The 19447-nt window shown below is 72.5% G+C and carries 15 protein-coding genes; 4 read left to right on the top strand and 11 right to left on the bottom strand.

Annotated elements, in window-relative coordinates:
* Positions 1–9 precede the first annotated feature (9 nt).
* From V6U88_RS14695 to V6U88_RS14685, 3 genes are read right to left on the bottom strand one after another with little or no spacing between them, the layout of a single operon-like run.
* Positions 10–771: a succinate dehydrogenase/fumarate reductase iron-sulfur subunit gene (locus V6U88_RS14695; RefSeq protein WP_334453329.1), complete on the bottom strand. Its 762-nt coding sequence runs from the start codon at positions 769–771 to the stop codon at positions 10–12.
* Positions 768–2705, bottom strand: coding sequence for a fumarate reductase/succinate dehydrogenase flavoprotein subunit (locus V6U88_RS14690; protein WP_334453327.1), 1938 nt, complete (start codon positions 2703–2705; stop codon positions 768–770). The genes V6U88_RS14695 and V6U88_RS14690 overlap by 4 nt, the downstream gene beginning before the upstream one ends.
* 2 nt (positions 2706–2707) lie before the next feature.
* Complete coding sequence (locus tag V6U88_RS14685; RefSeq protein ID WP_442934630.1) at positions 2708–3439, bottom strand: succinate dehydrogenase cytochrome b subunit; 732 nt, start codon at positions 3437–3439, stop codon at positions 2708–2710.
* A 29-nt stretch (positions 3440–3468) separates the two neighbouring features.
* Between V6U88_RS14685 and V6U88_RS14680 the strand changes: the two genes are divergently transcribed.
* Complete coding sequence (locus tag V6U88_RS14680) at positions 3469–4404, top strand: LysR family transcriptional regulator (RefSeq protein ID WP_334453325.1); 936 nt, start codon at positions 3469–3471, stop codon at positions 4402–4404.
* Positions 4405–4449: 45 nt separating this feature from the next.
* Here the strand turns inward: V6U88_RS14680 and V6U88_RS14675 are convergent, their stop codons facing one another.
* From V6U88_RS14675 to hrpA, 7 genes are all read right to left on the bottom strand, one after another.
* Entirely contained in the window at positions 4450–7893 is a 3444-nt protein-coding gene (locus tag V6U88_RS14675) for a ThuA domain-containing protein (RefSeq protein WP_334453323.1), read from the bottom strand.
* Positions 7894–8086: 193 nt separating this feature from the next.
* Positions 8087–8878, bottom strand: coding sequence for an ABC transporter ATP-binding protein (locus tag V6U88_RS14670; protein WP_334453320.1), 792 nt, complete (start codon positions 8876–8878; stop codon positions 8087–8089).
* A 7-nt stretch (positions 8879–8885) separates the two neighbouring features.
* A complete protein-coding gene (locus V6U88_RS14665) occupies positions 8886–9890 on the bottom strand; it encodes an ABC transporter substrate-binding protein (RefSeq protein WP_334453318.1) in 1005 nt (334 codons plus the stop codon).
* Between the two features lie 51 nt (positions 9891–9941).
* The gene (locus tag V6U88_RS14660; protein WP_334453316.1) at positions 9942–10859 is read right to left on the bottom strand and encodes an ABC transporter permease; all 918 of its coding nucleotides are present in this window, start codon (positions 10857–10859) and stop codon (positions 9942–9944) included.
* A gap of 101 nt (positions 10860–10960) precedes the next feature.
* The gene (locus V6U88_RS14655; RefSeq protein WP_334453314.1) at positions 10961–11698 is read right to left on the bottom strand and encodes a cupin; all 738 of its coding nucleotides are present in this window, start codon (positions 11696–11698) and stop codon (positions 10961–10963) included.
* Positions 11682–12038, bottom strand: coding sequence for a cupin domain-containing protein (locus tag V6U88_RS14650; protein ID WP_334453312.1), 357 nt, complete (start codon positions 12036–12038; stop codon positions 11682–11684). The genes V6U88_RS14655 and V6U88_RS14650 overlap by 17 nt, the downstream gene beginning before the upstream one ends.
* Positions 12039–12136: 98 nt before the next feature.
* Complete coding sequence (hrpA, locus tag V6U88_RS14645; RefSeq protein ID WP_334453310.1) at positions 12137–16180, bottom strand: ATP-dependent RNA helicase HrpA; 4044 nt, start codon at positions 16178–16180, stop codon at positions 12137–12139.
* A 147-nt stretch (positions 16181–16327) separates the two neighbouring features.
* On the opposite strand from hrpA, the gene V6U88_RS14640 reads away from it, so the two are divergent.
* Complete coding sequence (locus tag V6U88_RS14640) at positions 16328–16801, top strand: cytidine deaminase family protein (protein ID WP_334453308.1); 474 nt, start codon at positions 16328–16330, stop codon at positions 16799–16801.
* Positions 16802–16812: 11 nt separating this feature from the next.
* Here V6U88_RS14640 and V6U88_RS14635 read toward each other — a convergent pair whose 3' ends face one another.
* Positions 16813–17172 carry a YciI family protein gene (locus V6U88_RS14635; protein ID WP_334453306.1) on the bottom strand — a complete coding sequence of 120 codons (360 nt, stop codon included), beginning with the start codon at positions 17170–17172 and terminating at the stop codon, positions 16813–16815.
* Positions 17173–17308: 136 nt separating this feature from the next.
* Here V6U88_RS14635 and V6U88_RS14630 point away from each other — a divergent pair, with 136 nt between their 5' ends.
* Positions 17309–18355, top strand: a complete 1047-nt coding sequence (locus V6U88_RS14630; RefSeq protein WP_334453304.1) for a FecCD family ABC transporter permease — start codon at positions 17309–17311, stop codon at positions 18353–18355.
* Complete coding sequence (locus V6U88_RS14625) at positions 18352–19425, top strand: FecCD family ABC transporter permease (RefSeq protein WP_334453301.1); 1074 nt, start codon at positions 18352–18354, stop codon at positions 19423–19425. The genes V6U88_RS14630 and V6U88_RS14625 overlap by 4 nt, the downstream gene beginning before the upstream one ends.
* Positions 19426–19447: the final 22 nt, after the last annotated feature.

The raw sequence follows: 19447 nt of genomic DNA, 5'->3' as shown, positions 1-19447 counted from the left end.
GCGCGGCGGTCAGGAGCCGGGGGTGCCGGCGCCCTTCGCGGTGGCCTTCAGGTAGTCGCGGTTGAGCCGGCCGATGGTGTTCAGCGGGATGCCCTTCGGGCAGACCGCGGTGCACTCACCGGCGTTGGTGCAGCCGCCAAAGCCGGCCTCGTCGTGCGCGTCCACCATGCCGATCACCCGGGTGTAGCGCTCCGGCTGGCCCTGCGGCAGCAGCGAGAGCTGGGTGAGCTTGGCGGCGGTGAAGAGCATGCCGGAGCCGTTCGGGCAGGCCGCCACGCAGGCGCCGCAGCCGATGCAGGCGGCCGACTCGAAGGCCGCGTCGGCGTTGGCCTTGGCCACCGGCGTGGAGTGCGCCTCGGGCGCGCTGCCGGTCGGGGCGGTGATGTACCCGCCGGCGGCGATGATCCTGTCGAAGGCGCCCCGGTTGACCACCAGGTCCTTGATGACCGGGAAGGCGCGGGCCCGCCACGGCTCGATGTCGATCGTCTCGCCGTCGGAGAACTGCCGCATGTGCAGCTGGCAGGCGGTGGTGCCGCGCTGCGGCCCGTGCGCGTCGCCGTTGATCATCAGGCCGCACATGCCGCAGATGCCCTCGCGGCAGTCGTGGTCGAACGCGACCGGCTCCTCGCCCTGAAGGATGAGCCGCTCGTTGAGCACGTCGAGCATCTCCAGGAACGACATGTCCGGGGAGACGTCGTCGACCTTGTACGTCACCATCCGACCCTTGTCCTCGGGGCCGGACTGGCGCCAGATGCGCAGGGTCAGGTTCACTTGTAGCTCCGCTGCGTGGGGTGGACGTATTCGAACTTCAGGTCTTCCTTGTGCAGCACGACCGGCTCACCGGTGCCGGTGTACTCCCAGGCCGCCACGTAGGCGAACCGGTCGTCGTCGCGCTGCGCCTCGCCGTCCGGGGTCTGGTGCTCGGCCCGGAAGTGGCCGCCGCAGGACTCCTCGCGGTGCAGGGCGTCGATGCACATCAGCTCGGCCAGCTCGAAGAAGTCGGCCACCCGGCCGGCCTTCTCCAGCGACTGGTTGAGCCCCTCGCCGTCGCCCGGCACCCGCACCCGCTGCCAGAACTCCTCCCGCAGCGCGCGGATCTCGTCGATGGCCTTGCGCAGCCCGGCCTCGCTGCGCTCCATGCCGCAGTGCTCCCACATGATCTGGCCCAGCTCCCGGTGGAACGAGTCCACGGTCCGGTCGCCGTTGACGGCCAGCAGCCGGGTGATCCGGTCCTCGACGTCGCGGCGGGCCGCGATCGCCTCGGGGTGGCTGGCGTCGACCTTGTCGAGCGGGCCGGCGGCCAGGTAGTTGGCGATCGTGCTGGGCAGCACGAAGTAGCCGTCGGCCAGGCCCTGCATCAGCGCCGAGGCGCCGAGCCGGTTCGCGCCGTGGTCGGAGAAGTTCGCCTCACCGATCACGAACAGACCGGGGATGGTCGACTGGAGGTCGTAGTCGACCCAGAGGCCGCCCATCGTGTAGTGCACGGCGGGGTAGATCCGCATCGGGACCTCGTACGGGTCCTCGCCGGTGATCCGCTCGTACATCTCGAAGAGGTTGCCGTACTTCGCCTCGATCGCCTTGCGGCCGAGCCGGTTGATGGCATCGGCGAAGTCGAGGTACACGCCGAGCTTGGTCGGGCCGACGCCCCGGCCCTCGTCGCAGACGTTCTTCGCGGCGCGGGAGGCGATGTCCCGGGGGACCAGGTTGCCGAAGGAGGGGTAGATCCGCTCCAGGTAGTAGTCCCGCTCGTCCTCGGGGATGTCGCGCGGCGCGCGGTCGTCGCCCTTGGCCTTCGGCACCCAGACCCGGCCGTCGTTGCGCAGCGACTCGCTCATCAGGGTCAGCTTCGACTGGTGGTCGCCGGAGACCGGGATGCAGGTCGGGTGGATCTGCGTGTAGCAGGGGTTGGCGAAGTACGCGCCCTTGCGGTGCGCCCGCCAGGTGGCGGTGACGTTGCAGCCCTTGGCGTTGGTGGAGAGGTAGAAGACGTTGCCGTAGCCGCCGGAGGCGAGCACGACCGCGTCGGCCATCTCGGTGCTGATCTCGCCGGTGACCAGGTCCCGGACGACGATGCCCCGGGCCTTGCCGTCGACGACGACCAGCTCCAGCATCTCGTGCCGGGCGTTCATCTCCACGTTGCCCAGGCCGATCTGCCGCTCCAGCGCCTGGTACGCGCCGAGCAGCAGCTGCTGGCCCGTCTGGCCCCGGGCGTAGAAGGTCCGCTGCACCTGCGCGCCACCGAAGGAGCGGGTGTCGAGTAGGCCGCCGTACTCGCGGGCGAAGGGCACGCCCTGCGCCACGCACTGGTCGATGATGTTGACCGAGACCTCGGCGAGGCGGTGCACGTTCGACTCCCGGGAGCGGAAGTCGCCGCCCTTGACGGTGTCGTAGAAGAGCCGGTGCACCGAGTCGCCGTCGTTGCGGTAGTTCTTGGCGGCGTTGATGCCACCCTGCGCGGCGATCGAGTGGGCCCGCCGCGGGCTGTCCTGGTAGCAGTAGGACTTGACCCGGTAGCCCTGCTCGGCGAGGGTCGCCGCGGCGGAGCCGCCGGCCAGGCCGGTGCCCACCACGATGACGGTCATCTTCCGGCGGTTGGCCGGGTTGACCAGCTTGGCCTCGAAGCGGCGGGTTCCCCAGCGCTTCTCGATGGGGCCCTCGGGTGCCTTCGTGTCGGCGATCGGGTCGCCCTCGATGAAGAGATCCATGGTCAGGACACCAATCCGGTGAGTACGGCGAACGGGACCAGCAGGAAGCCGCCGCAGATGCCGACGGCGACGACCAGCGCGATCGCCCGGTTGCGGCGCTCACCCTTCGGCGTCTGCTGGCCGAGGCTGCGCAGGCCGCTGAAGATGCCGTGCCGCAGGTGGAAGCCGAGGGTGACGACCGCCAGGGTGTAGAAGAGCGTGACGTACCAGCGCTCCGGCGCGAAGTCGGCGACCACGTTGGCGTACGGCTTGCTGGGGTCGCCGACCGGGTTCAGGTGACCGCTGGTCAGGTCCAGGAGGTGGTAGATCACGAAGAGCAGGATGATCACCCCACCCCAGCGCATCGTGCGGGCGGCGTAGCTGCCCTGGACCTTCTTGCGGTGGGCGTACTTGACCGGCCGGGCGGCGCGGGCGCGCAGGGCGAGCGTGGTGGCGGCCCAGATGTGGCCGAGCACCGCCACCAGCAGCGCCGCCCGCAGGATCCACAGGAACCACACGCCCGGCAGCAGCGGCTTGCCGATGTCGCGCAGCCAGTGCGCGTAGTGGTCGAACGACGTCGCGCCCGTGAAGACCTTGAGGTTGCCGACCATGTGCGCGACGAGGTACAGCACCAGGAAGATGCCCGTCACCGCCATGACGGCCTTGAGGCCGACGCTGGAGCGGAGGGGCGACCGAGTTTTCGTGACTACCACACGACCGACGCTAGGAGCACTTCGATCAGTCGTCCAATGCATCGACCTCGCAGTCTTGATAGCCGTAAGCTATGCAGATGCAGCTCCATCAGCTCAAGTACTTCGTGGCGGTAGCAGAAGTACGACATTTCACCCAAGCCGCCGACCTTGTCGGCATAACGCAGCCCTCACTGAGTAAGCAAATTCACGCCCTGGAGACCGACCTGGGGGCCCCGCTCTTCGAACGGCTAAGGGGCAACATCGCCCTCACCGCGGCCGGCGAGGTGCTGCTGCCGTTGGCCAAGCGGATCCTCGCCGACGTCGACACCGCCACCCGCGAGGTGCAGGAGCTGGTCGGCCTGCGCCGGGGCCGGGTCCGCCTCGGCGCCACCCCCAGCCTGGCCACCTCGCTCGCCCCACCGGTGCTGCGCCGGTTCCGCGACGCCCACCCCACCGTCGACCTGCGGGTGGAGGAGGGTGGCTCGCAGGACCTGGTCCGCGACCTGCTGCGCGGCGACCTCGATCTGGCGCTGATCATCATGCCCGCCCAGGGCACCGACCCCGGGCTGCGCGTCGACCCGATCCTGCGGGAGAGCCTCGTCGTCGCGTCGGTGGAACCGCTGCCCGCCGCCCGGGAGAACGGCCAGCTGCGCATCACCGACCTGCGCGATCAGCCCCTCGTCATGTTCCGCGAGGGCTACGACCTGCGCGACGCCACCATCCAGGCGTGCCGGGACGCCGGCTTCGAGCCGACCATCTCCGTCGACGGCGGTGAGATGGACGCCGTGCTCAGCTTCGTCGAGGCCGGGCTCGGCGCCGCGCTGGTGCCGGGCATCGTGGTCGCCCGCCGGGCCGGCATCCGGGTCACCCGGCTGGCCCCACCGGGCGTCCGGCGGACCATCGCGGTGGCCCGCCGCCGCGACGTCGTCCCCACTCACGCCGGGCGCGAGCTGCGCCGGATACTGCTGGAGTACGTGCACGACGCCACCGCCACCGACGAACTGCCCTCCGGGGTGGAGCCGCTGTGACGCCGGTGGCGGTGCGCCGGAGGAGACGCACCGCCACCGGTCGGCTCAGCCCACCGTGATCGTCACGGAGGTGGACATCGGGCAGCCGGCGCTGTCGGTCATCGTCAGCCGCGCCGTGTACGTCCCCTTCCGGGCGTAGGTGTGGCTGGCCGTGGCCCCGTGCACCACTGCCGAGTTGTCCCCGAAGTCCCACTCCCGGTCCGCGACCGTACGGCCCGACGGCGCGGTGGCCGTACTGGAGAACGCGACCGTCAGGGGCGCGGTGCCGGCGCTCGGCGTGGCGGTGGCACCCACCGAGCCGCCGGTCTCCTGCTTCACCCCGGCGCCGTTGAACCGCAACCAGTCCAGCGAGAGCAGGTCCGGTGTGCCGCCGGTCTGGGCGGCGTTGACGAACCGCAGGTAGAGCGTGGTCGTGCCGCCGGGGTTGGTCAGCGGCACCGTCGGCGAGACCAGGTTGTCCCAACCGCCGGTGCTGCCGATGGTGGCCTTGCCGAGCAGCGTCCCGGTGGGCGAGCCGGCGCGGAACTCCACGTCGCCGCCGACGCCCCCGGAGGTGGCGCCCACTGTCACCGAGCCGATGCCGGCGAGGTTGACCGGCCCGAAGTTGATCCAGTCGCCGTGGTCGACGTCACCGATCCGCTTCCCGGCCCGGGCGGTGGCCCGCTCCAGCACGGTGGTCCCGCTCTGCCCGTCGAAGTGCTCCGCCTCCTTGCTCTTGGTCTGCAACTCGGACTTCGTCGAGCCGACCAGCGCCGGCACCCCGGTCGCCCCGCCGTCGGTGTACTGCGCGGTCAGCACGGTGTAGAGGTTCTGCCCCGGCCCGTGCCCGTCGCCGGCCCCGCCGTCGGTGAGCACCACCCCGGAGCAGCCGGTGTAGTTGTCCAGCGGGTGGGTGTGCGAGTCGTGGCCGAGCTGGCTCTGCACCACCACCCGGGAGCAGTCGATGACGCCGTCCTCCGGGTCGGTGACCGTCACCGTGTACGGGATCCGGTCGCCGAAGTCGAAGAAGCCGCCGTTCGGCACGCTGAGCGTCACCACCGGCCGGGTGTTGCCCACCGTGATCTCGGTGGTGGCCACCGCGGTCGCCCCGCCGGTCCCGGTGACCGTCAGGCGGGCGGTGAACCGCCCCTTGGCGGTGTACGTGAAGCTCGGGTTCGCCGCCGTGGAGTCGGTCGTGCCGTTGCCGTCGAAGTCCCAGGCGTAGCTGATCGGCCCGCCGTCGCCCGAGGCGGAGCCGGCGCTGGAGAAGGTGACCGCCAGCGGCGCCGGCCCGTTGTCCCGGCTCGCGGTCGCCTTCGCCACCGGCGGCCGGCCGTTGGCGACGTAGTCGATCCGGTAGATCCCGGCGCCGTCGTTGCTGCCGCCCCGCCCGCTGCCGCTGCCCGCGCCGAAGTCGATGACGTAGAGCGAGCCGTCCCGGCCGAACTCGGCCTCGAAGGGCTGCACCCAGGACATGTCCCCGAAGATCCCGTTGATCGACTGGAGGTCACCGACCTTCGTCGGGCCGAACCGGGCGTTGGTGAAGGTCTGCGCGGTGGTGTGCGTGGAGAGCGTCTTGAACCACTTGCGGGTCAGCTCGTAGACGATCCACTTCCCCTCGAAGTACGCGGGGAACTTGCTGATCCGCGGGTTGGCCGGGTCGTAGTCGTAGACCGGGCCGCTCATCGGCCCGCCGCCGCCGGTGCCCACCTCCGGGAACTGGGTGGAGGCCGAGTAGGCGTACCAGACCAGCGCCGGACGGGCGGCCGGCAGGGTGGTCAGCCCGGTGTTGTTCGGCGAGTTGTTCACCGGCGCGGCGCAGTTGAACTTCGCCCCCGAGGTCGAGGTGGCGAAGTTGTAGTCGTTGAACGGGATGTTGTTGCCCACGCAGTACGGCCACCCGTAGTTGCCGGCGCTGGTGATCCGGTTGAACTCCACCGTCCCCTCCGGACCCCGGTTCGGGTCGGCGGCCCGGGCGTCCGGCCCGTAGTCGGCGACCAGCAGCGCGTTGCTCACCGGGTCGACGGTGATCCGGAACGGGTTGCGCATGCCCATCGCGTACACCTCGGGCCGGGTCTTCGCGGTGCCCGGCGGGAAGAGGTTGCCGGCCGGCACGGTGTACGTCCCGTCGGCCTGCGGCCGGATCCGCAGGATCTTGCCGCGCAGGTCGTTGGTGTTGCCGGAGGTGCCCTGGGCGTCGAAGGCCCGCCGCCCGGCCCGCTCGTCGATCGGCGTGAAGCCGCTGGACTCGAAGGGGTCGGTGTTGTCACCGATGGCGGCGTAGAGGTTGCCGGAGCGGTCCATCGCCAGCGAGCCGCCCATGTGCGAGTTCGCCCGCGCCTCCCCGCGCAGCGTCGGGATGGTCAGCAGCCGCTTCTCCGAGGCGAGGCTGATCGCGTTGTTCGCCACCGTGAACCGGGAGAGGTTGAGCTGCTTGAGGGTCTTGTCCGACCAGAGCAGGTAGAGCCAGTTGTTGGTGGCGAAGTTCGGATCCAGGGTCATCCCGATCAGCCCGTCGGACTGGCTGGTCTGCTCCGGGGTGTACGCGAAGTCGATCAGCGTGGTGACGGCGAGGGTGCTCTGGTTGATCACCTTCACCGCGCCGGTGCGCTGGATGTAGAAGACCCGCCGGTCGGGGGCGACGGCCAGCTCGAAGGGGTCGGAGAGGTCGGCGGTGACCAGCGGCACCCGCTGGAAGTTGGCGGTCTTGGTGGCTCCGCAGTCGCCGGGCGCCGCGCCGGCCGCCCACTCGATGCCGCCGCGCAGGTGGGCCAGGAACGCCGGCTCGGCGAACGACGACGAGGAGTGCCCGCCGGCGGTGTACCAGGACCGGCCGCCGTCGTAGTTCTGGCACCAGGAGTACGCGTGGTCGACCCCCTCGTCCAGCCCGTTGATGCCGTCGCGCACCTTGATCTGGGCGAGCGTGTGCACCTTGCCGGTCGGGTTGGTGCGCCAGTTGTACCACTCCTCGGAGCGTTCCCAGAGTTCCGGCAGGCCCGTGGTGGACGGGTGGGCGTGGTCGAGCACCTTGACCCGGCCCGGGTACGTCCCGCCGGTGGCGGAGAAGTCCGGGTGGTAGTCGAAGATCGTGCCGACCAGTCCCTCGTACCAGGTCCAGTCGCGTTCGCTGGCGGTGGCCGCGTGCAGCCCGACCCAGCCACCGCCGCCTCGGATGTAGTTCTGCAGGGCGGTGCGCTGGCCGGCGTTGAGCAGGTCGCCGGAGGTCGGCGTGGAGTTGGTGTTGTTGAAGACCAGCACGTCGAACCGGGCCAGGTTGGCGTCGGTGAAGGCGCCCGCGTCGGTGGTCGCCTCGACGGTGAAGTTGTGGTCGACCCCGAGCTGCTGGATCGCGGCGATGCCGGCCGGGATCGAGTCGTGGTAGAAGTTCGTGACCTTGGAGAAGACCAGGACGTGGAAGCGGGGCGCGGCCTGCGCCGGGGTCGGGGTGAGTCCGATCAGCAGCGCGAGGATGCTGATCAGGGCCAGCGGTACGGGGTGACGTCGTCTCATTGCGGGCGCTCCCGGTGGGGGACGGGCGGGTGGGGCACGCAGGGTCCTGCCGCCGACGCGCGACGGCGTCGACCAGCGGTAGGGACGAAGGGCGGCGGCCCCGGCGCCGCCGGCCGCCGGGCAGGTCGGCGACCGGGCGGTCCGGTGTCGGCGTGAGCGGTCGGCGGGGGATGCCGGCCGGGCGGGGCGGGGGTCAGTGGTTGGCGTCGGCGCCGAGCAGCTGCCGGATCTCGGTGGCCAGTCGGTCGAACCTCCCGTCGCTCATCACCTCGGCGTAGCGCCGCTGCGGCGGCAGCGGCACCGGCAGGGTGCGGATGATCCGGCCCGGGCGGGGGCTCATCACCTCGACCCGGGTGCCGAGGAACACCGCCTCGGCGATCGAGTGGGTGACCAGCAGGATGGTCGTGCCGGTCTCCCGCCAGATCCGGTGCAGTTCGGTGTTGAGCTGCTCGCGGGTGAGCGCGTCCAGGGCGCCGAAGGGCTCGTCCATCAGCAGCACCCGGGGCTGGTGCAGCAGCGCCCGGCAGAGCGCCACCCGCTGCTGCATGCCGCCGGAGAGCTCGTGCGGCAGGGCGTCCTCGAAGCCGGTCAGCCCGGTCAGCGCGATCAGCTCGTCGGCCCGTGCGGCGGCGAGCCGGCGGTCCAGTCCGCGCATCTCGGCCTGGAGCAGGATGTTGCGGCGTACCCCGCGCCATTCCAGCAGGGCGGCGCGCTGGAAGACGTACCCGATGTCCTTCTGCGGCCCGGCGACCGGGCGGCCCAGCAGCGACACCGACCCCGACGTGGGCCGGACCAGCCCGGCGACCACCTTCAGCAGGGTGGACTTGCCGCAGCCGGAGGGGCCGACGATGGTGACGAACTCGCCGGGTTCGGCGCGCAGGGTGACGTTGTCGACGGCGGTGGTCCGGGACCGCTTCGAGGCGAACCGGACGGTCAGGTCGGTCAGGTCGACGGCGGTGCCGGTGACCGTGGCGGCGGGGGTCATCGCCGGCTCACCCCTTCCCGGCGTGCGAGGCGTCCCAGTAGGTGGCGGCCGGGCCGGCGTCCTTCAGCTCGGCGTACTTCGACATCAGGCCGATCGTCTCGGTCCACTTCGCCTCCGCGTTCACCCCGGGCACGCCGCCGGCGCCGGTGTCCAGCAGCGGTACGGCCAGGGTGAGCTGCTTGACCAGCACCTCCTTGGCCGGTTCGTTCTCGGCCAGCTCGGCCATCGCGTCGGTGGCGCCGGGGATGTCCTTGGCCGCCTCGGTCCAGGAGCGCTGGGTGGCCTTGACGAACGAGCCGACCAGCGCGGCGTCTCCGCTGAGGGTGGCCTCGTTGACCACCAGCCCGGTGCCGAGCAGGTTCATCCCCCAGTCGGCGTAGAGCAGGTGGTCGACCTGCTTGCCGGTCTTCGCCTCGATGGTCGGCCCCTGGTCGTGGAAGAAGCCCTGGATGGCGTCGACCCGCCCCTCGGAGAGCGCGGCGATCTTGCCGGCGGCGTCCAGGTTGACCACCTTGACGTCGGCGGGCTCCAGGCCGTTGGCCTTCAGCCAGCCGGGGAAGGTGGCGTAGAGCGCGTCGCCGGGGGTGCCGCCGACCGTCTTGCCCTTGAGGTCGGCCGGCTTGCTGATGCCCTTGTCGGCGAGGAACTCGATCGAGGCGGGACCCTTCTGGAGGAAGACCCCGACGCTCTTCACCTTCATTCCGGTGCCGATCGCCTTGAGCAGCGGCGGGGTGTCGGCCCAGCCGAAGTCGGTCTGCTTCTGGGCCACCGCCTGGATGGTCTTGCCGGAGCCGCCGCCGGCCTTGATCTCCAGCTCGATGCCCTCGTCGGCGTAGAAGCCCTTCTTCAGTCCGTAGTAGAACGGGGCGTGCTCGCCGTAGGGCACCCAGTTGAGGGTGAGGGTGACCTTCTTCTTCCCGTCGGCGGTCCTCGCCGGGCCGGGGGAGTCGCCGCACCCCGCCATCGGGAGGAGCAGCAACAGTGCGGCGCCGGCGTACGCGAGACGTTTCATGGGTGCCTCCAGCAGCGGTGCGGACGGTGGGGTGTGGTGGTGCGGAACGGGTCAGGAGGTGGTCAGCGGCACGCCACTGCGACGGCTGGCGTGCCAGGGGATGAGCAGCGCCTCGGCGACCTCGACCACCACGAACAGCGCGATGCCGATCAGCGACATCAGGAACAGGTCGGCGAAGAGCAGCGCGGCGTCGAGGTTGCCGTTGGCGAGCAGCAGGACGTAGCCGAGGCCCTCGTCGGCCCCGACGAACTCGCCGACCACCGCGCCGACGACGGCGAGGGTGACGGCGACCTTGAGCCCGCTCATCAGGTGCGGCAGCGCGTTCGGAAAGCGGATCTTGCGGAAGGTGCGCCAGGGGCCGGCGCCCATGGTGGCCGCGAGGTCGATCAGTTCCGGGTCGGTCGAGCGCAGCCCGGCCACGCCGGAGATCACCACCGGGAAGAAGGCGATCAGGACCGCCAGGATGACCTTCGGCGCGAAGCCCACCCCGAACCAGACCACCAGCAGCGGGGCGATGGCGATCTTCGGGATCACCTGGGCGAAGAGCACGATCGGGTAGATCGCCCGTTCCATCGTCCGGGAGTAGGCGATCAGGATCGCGGTGCCGAGCCCGAGCAGCGCGGCGAGCACGAAGCCGACGACCGTCTCGTAGAGCGTGACGGTGGTGTTGCGCAGCAGGAACGGCCACTGCTCGACGGTGGTGGTCCAGACCTGCCCGGGGGTGGGGACGAGGTAGTTCGGCACGTACCCGCGGGCGGAGACGAACCACCAGACGGCGACGACGGCGGCGAGCAGCAGGACCGGCCGCCAGAGCGCCTCGGCCGTCGCCGCCAGCCGTCGGGCGACGCGGGACCGGGGCGCCGGTTCCGGATCGGCGGGTGCCGCCGGGGGTGGGTCGGCGGGGACCGTCGGTGGGGTGGGTGACGGCTCGGCCAGTTCCACGCCCTGGTTGACCGCTTGCTCGGGCACGGGACTCCTCCTCGGGAATCGGTGGGGCGGGGCGGCCGGACCGGGTAAGCGCTTTCTTGAAAACGGCGAGGTCCGGATCAGGGGACGCATCGGCCGGCGGGTCAGCCGGCGGGGTAGGTGTCGAGCAGCCCGCACATGCCGAGCCGGCCGTGCTCGTGCGGCCGGTTCCGCCAGCGGACCCGGGCGTCGGCCAGGTGCTCCGGCCGGCCCTCGGCGAGCGCGTCCAGGTGCCGGCCGGTCCGCTCGGCCGCGTCCAGCGCGCCGGTGCGCCAGCGTCGCCGCCAGCGGTCCAGCCCCGGCCGGACCAGCCGCGCCGCCGCCGCGTGGAACTCCCGCAGCGGCCCCGGGTCGCCGGCGGCCAGGGCCGCGCGCAGCCGCAGGAAGCCGTGCACGGCCAGGTCCCGACGCGCGTACGCGGCCGCGAGGTCGCCGCCCGGCGCGCCGCCGCCCGGCAGCCGTACGGCGGTGGCGTACCGGTCGGCGTCGGCGAGCAACTCGGGGGGCAGGGTCAGCACCGCGTCCCCGGCCTCCGGCAGGCCGCTGTTCTGCATCAGCACGGTGATCTCCAGCCGGTCGTGGTTGACCAGCCGGTGGATCGTGCCCGGCTCGAACCAGACCACCGCGCCGGGGTGCAGCGGGATCTCCCGGTATCCGTCGAGGGTCAGGGTCTGCACCAGTCCCGCGCCGCCGGTCACCACGTACCCCTCGGTGCAGGCCAGGTGCAGGTGCGGGGTGCCGCCGGCCAGCCCGTCCGGCGCGGTGGTGTCGTAGACCCGTAGGCGGGAGACGCCGACGCCGCCGGGCAGCGTCACCGGCGCCGGCTCAGTCGACGTACTCATCGGTGTCGTCCGCCGCGGGCAGGCAGACCACCAGCGCGGTGAGGTCGCCGATGGCGCGGTGCCGGGTGCCCGGCCTGATCAGGAAGGCCGACATCGGCTTCGCCTCGTGCCGTACGCCGTCCAGCTCCACCTCGCCGGTGCCGTCGAGGATCACGTAGACCTCGGTGGCGACCCGGTGGTAGTGGGTGGTGGCCTGCTGCACTCGCAGCAGGTGCACGCTCATCGCGCCGCCGGACTCGGCGACGAAGGCGCGGCGGGTGATCCCGCAGGAGCAGCGGTGCGGGGGCAGTTCGTCGAGGACGGCGGTGGGATGGCCGTCCGGAAGCAGGGGGGAGGGCATCGGGTGGACCGCCTTTCGCCTGAGGAAAGGGCTTTCCTAGGCGCAGACGCTAGACCCGTCCACTGCAAACAGTCAATGGTTTGTTGCAGTGGACGGGGTCAGCGACCCTCGGCGTCGTCCATCGCCCGGTAGATGCGCTGCTCCGACACCGGGTACGGGGTGCCCAGCGCCTGGGCGAACACGTTCACCCGCAGCTCCTCGATCATCCAGCGGATCTGCCGGACCGCCGCGGACTGCCGGCGGCTGGGCGGCAGCGCCGCCACCATGTCGGCGTACTCCTTCTGCACCACCGCGATCCGGTCCTGCTGCTGCTTGTCCCGCTGCGGGTTGCCGGGCAGCCGGTCCAGCCGCCGCTCGATCCCGGTCAGGTAGCGCAGCAGGTCGGTCAGGCGCGCGTACCCCGCCTCGGTGACGAATCCCTTGTGCACCAGTCCGGAGAGCTGCTGGCGGATGTCGGCCAGGGCGGCCACCACGGCCAGGTTCCGGGTCGCGCCGAGCCGCTGCTCCACCGCGTACGCGGCGGCGAGGACCCGGCGGACCCGCTCCATCACCTCGACCACGGTGTCGACCAGGTCGGCGCGGACCCGCTCGCGCAGCGCGGCGAAGCCCTCGGCGTCCCAGGCCGGTCCGCCCGCGTCACCGATCAGCTTGTCGATCGCCGCGCCGGTGGCGTCGGAGATCAGCTCCTGCACCCCGCCGTGCGGGTTGCGGCTCAACGCCAGCTTCGCCTCGTTGGACAGTCGCCCCTGGAGGAACTTCGCCGGCGACGGCACGGTCAGCCGCAGCAGCCGCCGGGTGCCCGCCCAGTGCGCCGCGGCCTGCTCGGCCTCGGAGTCGAACACCTTCACCCCGACCGTCGTGCCCTCGTCGACCAGCGCCGGGTACGCGGTCACCGCGTAGCCGGCCCGGACCTGCTCGATGGTGCGAGGAAGATCGTCGATGCTCCACTCACGGAGGCCCGTCCGGGCGACGTCGGGCGCGGCGGCGGCCACGACCTGGCGTACCTCCTGGCGCAGCCGGCGTTGCAGGGCCGGCAGGTCCTTGCCCTCGGCGACCGGCTTGTTCTCCTCGTCGAGCACCCGGAAGCTGACCCGCAGGTGGGCCGGGAGCCGGTCGAGGTCCCAGGCGTCGCGCGGCACGGTCACGCCGGTCATCCGGCGCAGCTGCCGGGTCAGCGCGTCGAGCAGCGGCTCCTCGCCCGCGGGCATCGCCGCCAGCGCGGCCCGGGCGAAGTCCGGCACCGGGACGAAGTTGCGCCGGACCGCCTTGGGCAGCGACCGGATCAGCGCGACGACCAGTTCCTCGCGCAGCCCCGGCACCTGCCAGTCGAAGCTCTCCGCCGGCACCTGATTGAGCAGCGGCAGCGGGATGTCCACGGTCACCCCGTCGGCCGGGGTGCCCGGGTCGAAGGTGTAGGTCAGCGGCAGGGTGACCCCGTCGGCCTGCCACTCGTCCGGGTAGTCGGCCTCGTCCACCCCGCCACGCCCGGCGTTGACCAGCAGCTCCCGGGTGAAGGTGAGCAGCTCGGGCTGCTCCCGGCGGGTCGTCTTCCACCACGAGTCGAAGTGCCGGCCGGAGACCACGTCGGCGGGGATGCGCTGGTCGTAGAAGTGGAAGATCGTCTCGTCGTCGACCAGGATGTCCCGCCGCCGGGCCCGGTTCTCCAGCTCCTCGATCTCGGTGAGCAGCCGCTGGTTGTCCCGCCAGAACTGGTGATGGGTCTGCCAGTCGCCCTCCACCAGGGCGTGCCGGATGAACAGCTCCCGGGACAGCGCCGGGTCGATCCGCCCGAAGTTGACCTTCCGGGAGGTGACCAGCGGAATGCCGTACAGGGTGACCTTCTCGTAGGCCATCACCGCGGCCTGCTTCTTCTCCCAGTGCGGCTCGCTGTAGCTGCGCTTGACCAGGTGCTGCGCCAGCGGCTCGACCCACTCCGGCTCGACCCGCCCGGCGACCCGGCCCCACAGCCGGGAGGTCTCCACCAGCTCGGCCGCCATCACCCAGCGCGGCGGCTTCTTGAACAGCGCCGAGCCGGGGAAGATCCCGAACTTCGCGCCGCGCGCCCCCAGGTACTCGTGCTTCTGCGCGTCCTTGAGCCCGATGTGGGACAGCAGGCCGGGCAGGAGCGACTGGTGCACCTTCGGGGTGTCGATCTCCTCCGGCAGGTCCGCGGTCGGGCCGCGCCGGCCGCCGTCCGCCTCGGCCTGTTCCGCGCCGCGCCGGCCGCGTCCGCCGCCGCCGCCCTGGTCCGGGGTGCGCAGCACCTGGCGCAACTGGCTGACGATGTCCTGCCACTCGCGGACCCGCAGGTAGTTCAGGTACTCGGCCTTGCACATCCGGCGGAACGCGCTGGACGACAGCGCCCGCTGCTGCTCCCGCAGGTACCGCCAGAGGTTGAGGAAGGCGACGAAGTCCGACTCCTTGTCGGCGAACCGGGCGTGCGCCTGGTCGGCCTGGGCCTGCTTCTCCGCCGGCCGCTCGCGCGGGTCCTGGATGGAGAGCGCGGCGGCGATCACCACGACCTCGGTGGCGCAGCCGTTGCGCTCGCCCTCGAGGACCATCCGGGCCAGCCGCGGGTCGACCGGCAGCTGGGCCAGCCGCCGGCCCAGCGCGGTGAGGCGCTTCGCCGGGTCGCTCTCGGTCGGGTCGAGCGCGCCCAGCTCGTGCAGCAGGTTGACGCCGTCGGCGACGTTGCGCCGGTCGGGCGGGTCGATGAACGGGAAGGCGGCGATGTCACCCAGCCCGATCGAGGTCATCTGGAGGATGACCGAGGCGAGGTTGGTGCGCAGGATCTCCGGGTCGGTGAACTCGGGCCGGGAGAGGAAGTCCTGCTCGTCGTAGAGGCGGATGCAGATGCCGTCCGAGGTACGCCCGCAGCGGCCCTTACGCTGGTTGGCCGACGCCTGGGAGACGGCCTCGATGGGCAGCCGCTGCACCTTGAGCCGGGTCGAGTAGCGGGAGATCCGGGCGGTGCCCGGGTCCACCACGTACTTGATGCCGGGCACGGTCAGCGACGTCTCGGCGACGTTGGTGGCCAGCACCACCCGCCGGCCCGCGTGCGGGGCGAAGACCCGGTGCTGCTCGGCGCTCGACAACCGGGCGTACAGCGGGAGGATCTCGGTGCCGAGCAGCGACCGCTTCTTCTGCACCAGCTTGCCCAGGGCGTCGGCGGTGTCCCGGATCTCCCGCTCGCCGCTGAGGAAGACCAGGATGTCGCCGGGCCCTTCGGCGGCCAGCTCCTCGACCGCGTCGCCGATGGCCTGGATCTGGTCCCGGACGTTCTCCTCGTCGTCGCCCTCGTCCTCCTCGGCCTCGCTCACCTCGACCAGCGGCCGGTACCGCACCTCGACCGGGTACGTCCGCCCGGAGACCTCGACGATCGGGGCCGGCTCGCCGTCGGCGTCGGCGAAGTGCTTCGCGAACCGGTCGGTCTCGATGGTGGCCGAGGTGATGATCACCTTGAGGTCGGGACGGCGGGGGAGGAGCTGCCGGAGGTACCCGAGGATGAAGTCGATGTTGAGGCTGCGCTCGTGCGCCTCGTCGATGATCAGCGTGTCGTACTGGCGCAGCATCCGGTCGGTCTGCAACTCGGCCAGCAGGATGCCGTCGGTCATCAGCTTGACGAGGCTGCGGTCGCTCACCTGGTCGGTGAAGCGCACCTTGTAGCCGACCACGTCGCCCAGCTCGGTGCCGAGTTCCTCGGCGATCCGGTCGGCGACCGTGCGGGCGGCGAGCCGGCGGGGCTGGGTGTGCCCGATCAGCCCGTTGATGCCGCGCCCCAGCTCGAGGCAGATCTTGGGCAGCTGGGTGGTCTTGCCGGAGCCCGTCTCACCGGCCACGATCACCACCTGGTGGTCGCGGATGGCGGCGGCGATGTCGTCGCGGCGCTCGCTGACCGGCAGCTGCGCCGGGTAGGTGATCACGGGCACGGCGGCCCGCCGCTCCGCCAGCCGGGCCTCGGCCCGGGCCACGTCCGCGGCGATCTCGGCGAGCGCGCCGTCGCGCCGCTGCGGGTCCCGGAGCTTGCGTACGCCGTCCAGCCGCCGCTGCAGGCGGCGCTGGTCGCGGAACATCAGCGGGGAGAGGCGGCGGTGCAGCTCGCGGACGGTGACGGCATCGGCGGGTACGGCTGGATTCTGCATGTCGTCGCCAAGGATAGGCAGCCGGCCGCCGCAGCGCCCCCGGGTTACCCGGTCGTGCCCGCCACACCCCGGCGGCGTCGCTGCCCGGGGCGGGTGGTCGGCCAGGCTAGAGTTTCCGCGGACCGACACCGATCCGGGGGCCGCGACATGACGATGCTGGACACCGACCGCGCGCTGGTGCAGGCGGCGACCGCGGTCGCGAAGCTGCGCTGCCGCAGCGACAACCACACCGTCGCCGCCGCCGCCCGGACCGCCGACGGGCGGGTCTTCACCGGCGTGAACGTCTACCACTTCACCGGCGGCCCGTGCGCCGAGGTGGTCGCGATCGGCGCCGCCGCCACCCAGGGGGCGGGCGAGCTGGAGGCCATCGTCGCCGTGGGTGACCGGGGACGGGGGGTCATCCCGCCCTGCGGGCGGTGCCGCCAGGTGCTGCTGGATTACTTCCCGTCGATCAAGGTGATCCTCGGGCCGATGGACGCGCTGCGGCCGGTGCCGATCACCGACCTGCTGCCGGAGACGTACGTCTGGGCCGACCACCAGCTCGACGCGCCGATGCCGGTACGCACCGGGCAGTGGCCGATGCCGATCGTGCCGAGCAGCCGGCCGGCCTCCGAGGACTGACCGCCGGCCCCTCAGTCGCCGGCGGCGGCCTCCAGCATCGACCGGGGCACGCCCACGCTCTCGTAGCGCACGTTGCCCTCCGGCACCAGCCAGCTCGCCACCCGGACCACGAGCTGGCCGGCGCGCACCGCCGGGTCGTTGGCGTACAGCTCGCGCGCCTCGGCCGCGCCGATCGGCAGCACGGCGAGACCGCGCAGGGTGGGGTCGTCGGGGTCCAGGAACGGTCCGGCGGCGAGCACGAGCCCCTGCTCCACCAGCCCCGCCTGATGCGCCAGGTGGGCGTCGCGCAGCAGGTCCGCCGCGTTCCGGGGCAGCTCCGGCGCGTCCGCCGGGCGGCTGAGCAGGACGACGGTGTGCTGGTCGAATCGCATGGACCCAGGGTAGGGGTGATTTTCCCCGGTTGGTTCCCGTGTGCCCGGGTCGGCGGCTTATCGACGATGCTCGGTTAGGACACCCTTCACGTCTCCGCTAAGGTAAGGCGAACCTTAGTTCCAGCTCGGGAGCATCGTGACCACCCTCGCCGCGCGTCCGGTCGGCGCCGCCCGCCGCACCGGCGGACAGCGGGGCCGCCGCACCGCCGTCGCCGTCGCGGCCGGGCTCGCGCTCCTGCTCGCCGTGCTGGCCAGCCTCGCGCTGGGCAGCCGGCCGTTGGCCGTGGGCCAGGTCTGGGACGCGCTGGTCGCCCCCGACGGGGGCACGGCGAGCACCATCGTGCGCGAGCTGCGGATGCCGCGTACCGCCCTGGGTCTGGTCGTCGGCCTCGCCCTCGCCGTCGCCGGGGTGCTCTTCCAGGCGCTCACCCGCAACCCGCTCGCCGAGCCGCGGATCCTCGGCATCAGCGCCGGCGCCTCCTTCGGCGTGGTGCTCGCCATCGCCGTCTTCGGCGTCGGCAGCCTCGCCGGGTACGTCTGGTTCGGCATCGCCGGCGCGCTCGGCGCCGGCCTGCTGGTCTTCGCCGTCGCCAACCGGACCCGCGAGGGCGCCAGCCCGGTCACCCTCGCGCTGATCGGCGCGGCCCTCGACGCCAGCCTCGCCTCCGTCGTGTACGCGCTGCTCAGCATCGACGCGCGCACCTTCGAGGAGTACCGGTTCTGGGTCGTCGGCGGGCTGACCGGGCGGGACCTCGGCGTCGCCGCGCAGGTGCTGCCGTTCGTGCTCGCCGGGCTGGCCCTGGCCGCGGTGGTGGCCCGCGGCCTCGACGCGCTCGCCCTCGGCGACGACGTCGCCCGCGGCCTGGGCCACCGGATCGGCCTGGTACGCCTCGGCGGCGGCGTGGCCGCCGTGCTGCTCACCGGCGCCGCGGTCGCCTCCGCCGGGCCGATCGCCTTCGTCGGGCTCGCCGTGCCACACCTGGCCCGGGCCCTCGTCGGAGCCGACCACCGCTGGACGCTCGGCGTCTCCGCCCTGCTCGGCCCCACCCTGCTGCTGGGCGCGGACATCGTCGGCCGGCTGATCGCCCCGCCCGGCGAGGTGCCGGCCGGGATCATCACCGCGCTGATCGGCGCGCCGCTGCTGGCGTACCTGGTGCGCCGGGCGAAGGTGGTGACCGCGTGAGCGTCCGCGACGTGACCGCCGCCGCCCCGACCGGCTTGGCCGGGCTGCCCGGACGATCCCTGCTGCGGGTCGGGCCGGTCAGCCTCCAGGTGCGCCGCCGCGCGGTGCTCGTCGCGCTCGCCTGCATCGTGCTGCTCGCCCTCGCCGGGCTGCTCAGCCTTAGCCTCGGCACCCCGTACGTCGCCCCGGCCGACGTGCTCCGCGCGCTCTCCGGCGCCGGCACCCCGTACGACCTGGTCGTGCTCGACCTGCGGCTGCCCCGGCTCGTGCTGGCCGCGACGGCCGGTGCGGCCTTCGGGATCGCCGGCACGCTCATCCAGAGCGTGGCCCGCAACCCGCTGGCCAGCCCCGACGTCATCGGCATCACCCAGGGCGCCGGGCTGGCCGCCACCGTCGCGATCACCACCGGCGCGGCCGCCGTGCTGGTCGCCCCGGCCGCCCTGGTCGGCGGGCTCGCCGCCGCGGTCCTGCTGCTCGCGCTGGGCGCCCGGCACGGGCTGGCCGCGCAGCGGTTCGTGCTGGCCGGCGTCGCCGTCGCGTTCGCGCTGCGGGCGCTGACCGAGGTGGTCATGCTCTCCGCCGACCCGATCGACGGGCTGCGGGCCCAGATCTGGCTGATCGGCACCCTCGCCGGCAAGGGCTGGACCGAGACGGTCTGGATCGCGCTCACCCTGGCCGTGCTGCTGCCGGTGCTGGCCTGGGCCGGTTGGGCGCTCAACGGCTCCGCGCTCGACGACGACACCGCCCGGGGGATCGGGCTGCGGCCGGTGGCCCGCCGGATCGGCCTGGCCGCCACCGGCGTCGTCGTCGCGGCCACCGTCACCGCCCAGGTCGGCGCGGTCGACTTCGTCGCCCTGGTCGCCCCGCAGGTGGCCCGCCGGCTGGTCCGGGCCGAGCGGCCGCCGCTGGTGTGCGCCGCGCTGCTCGGCGCGCTGCTGCTGGTGCTGGCCGACCTCGCCGGCCGGCGGCTGTTCGCCCCCACCCAACTGCCGGCGGGCGTGCTCACCGCCGCCATCGGCGGGCCGTACCTGATGTTCCTGCTGGTCCGCGGCCGTCGGCGGTCGTCGTGACGTCCACCCCTGGCACAGGAGG

Source organism: Micromonospora sp. CPCC 205739, from assembly GCF_036906795.1.
Lineage (GTDB): Bacteria > Actinomycetota > Actinomycetes > Mycobacteriales > Micromonosporaceae > Micromonospora.
Note: the sequence above shows the minus strand (reverse complement) of the source record. Positions and strands in the feature narration are given on the sequence as shown.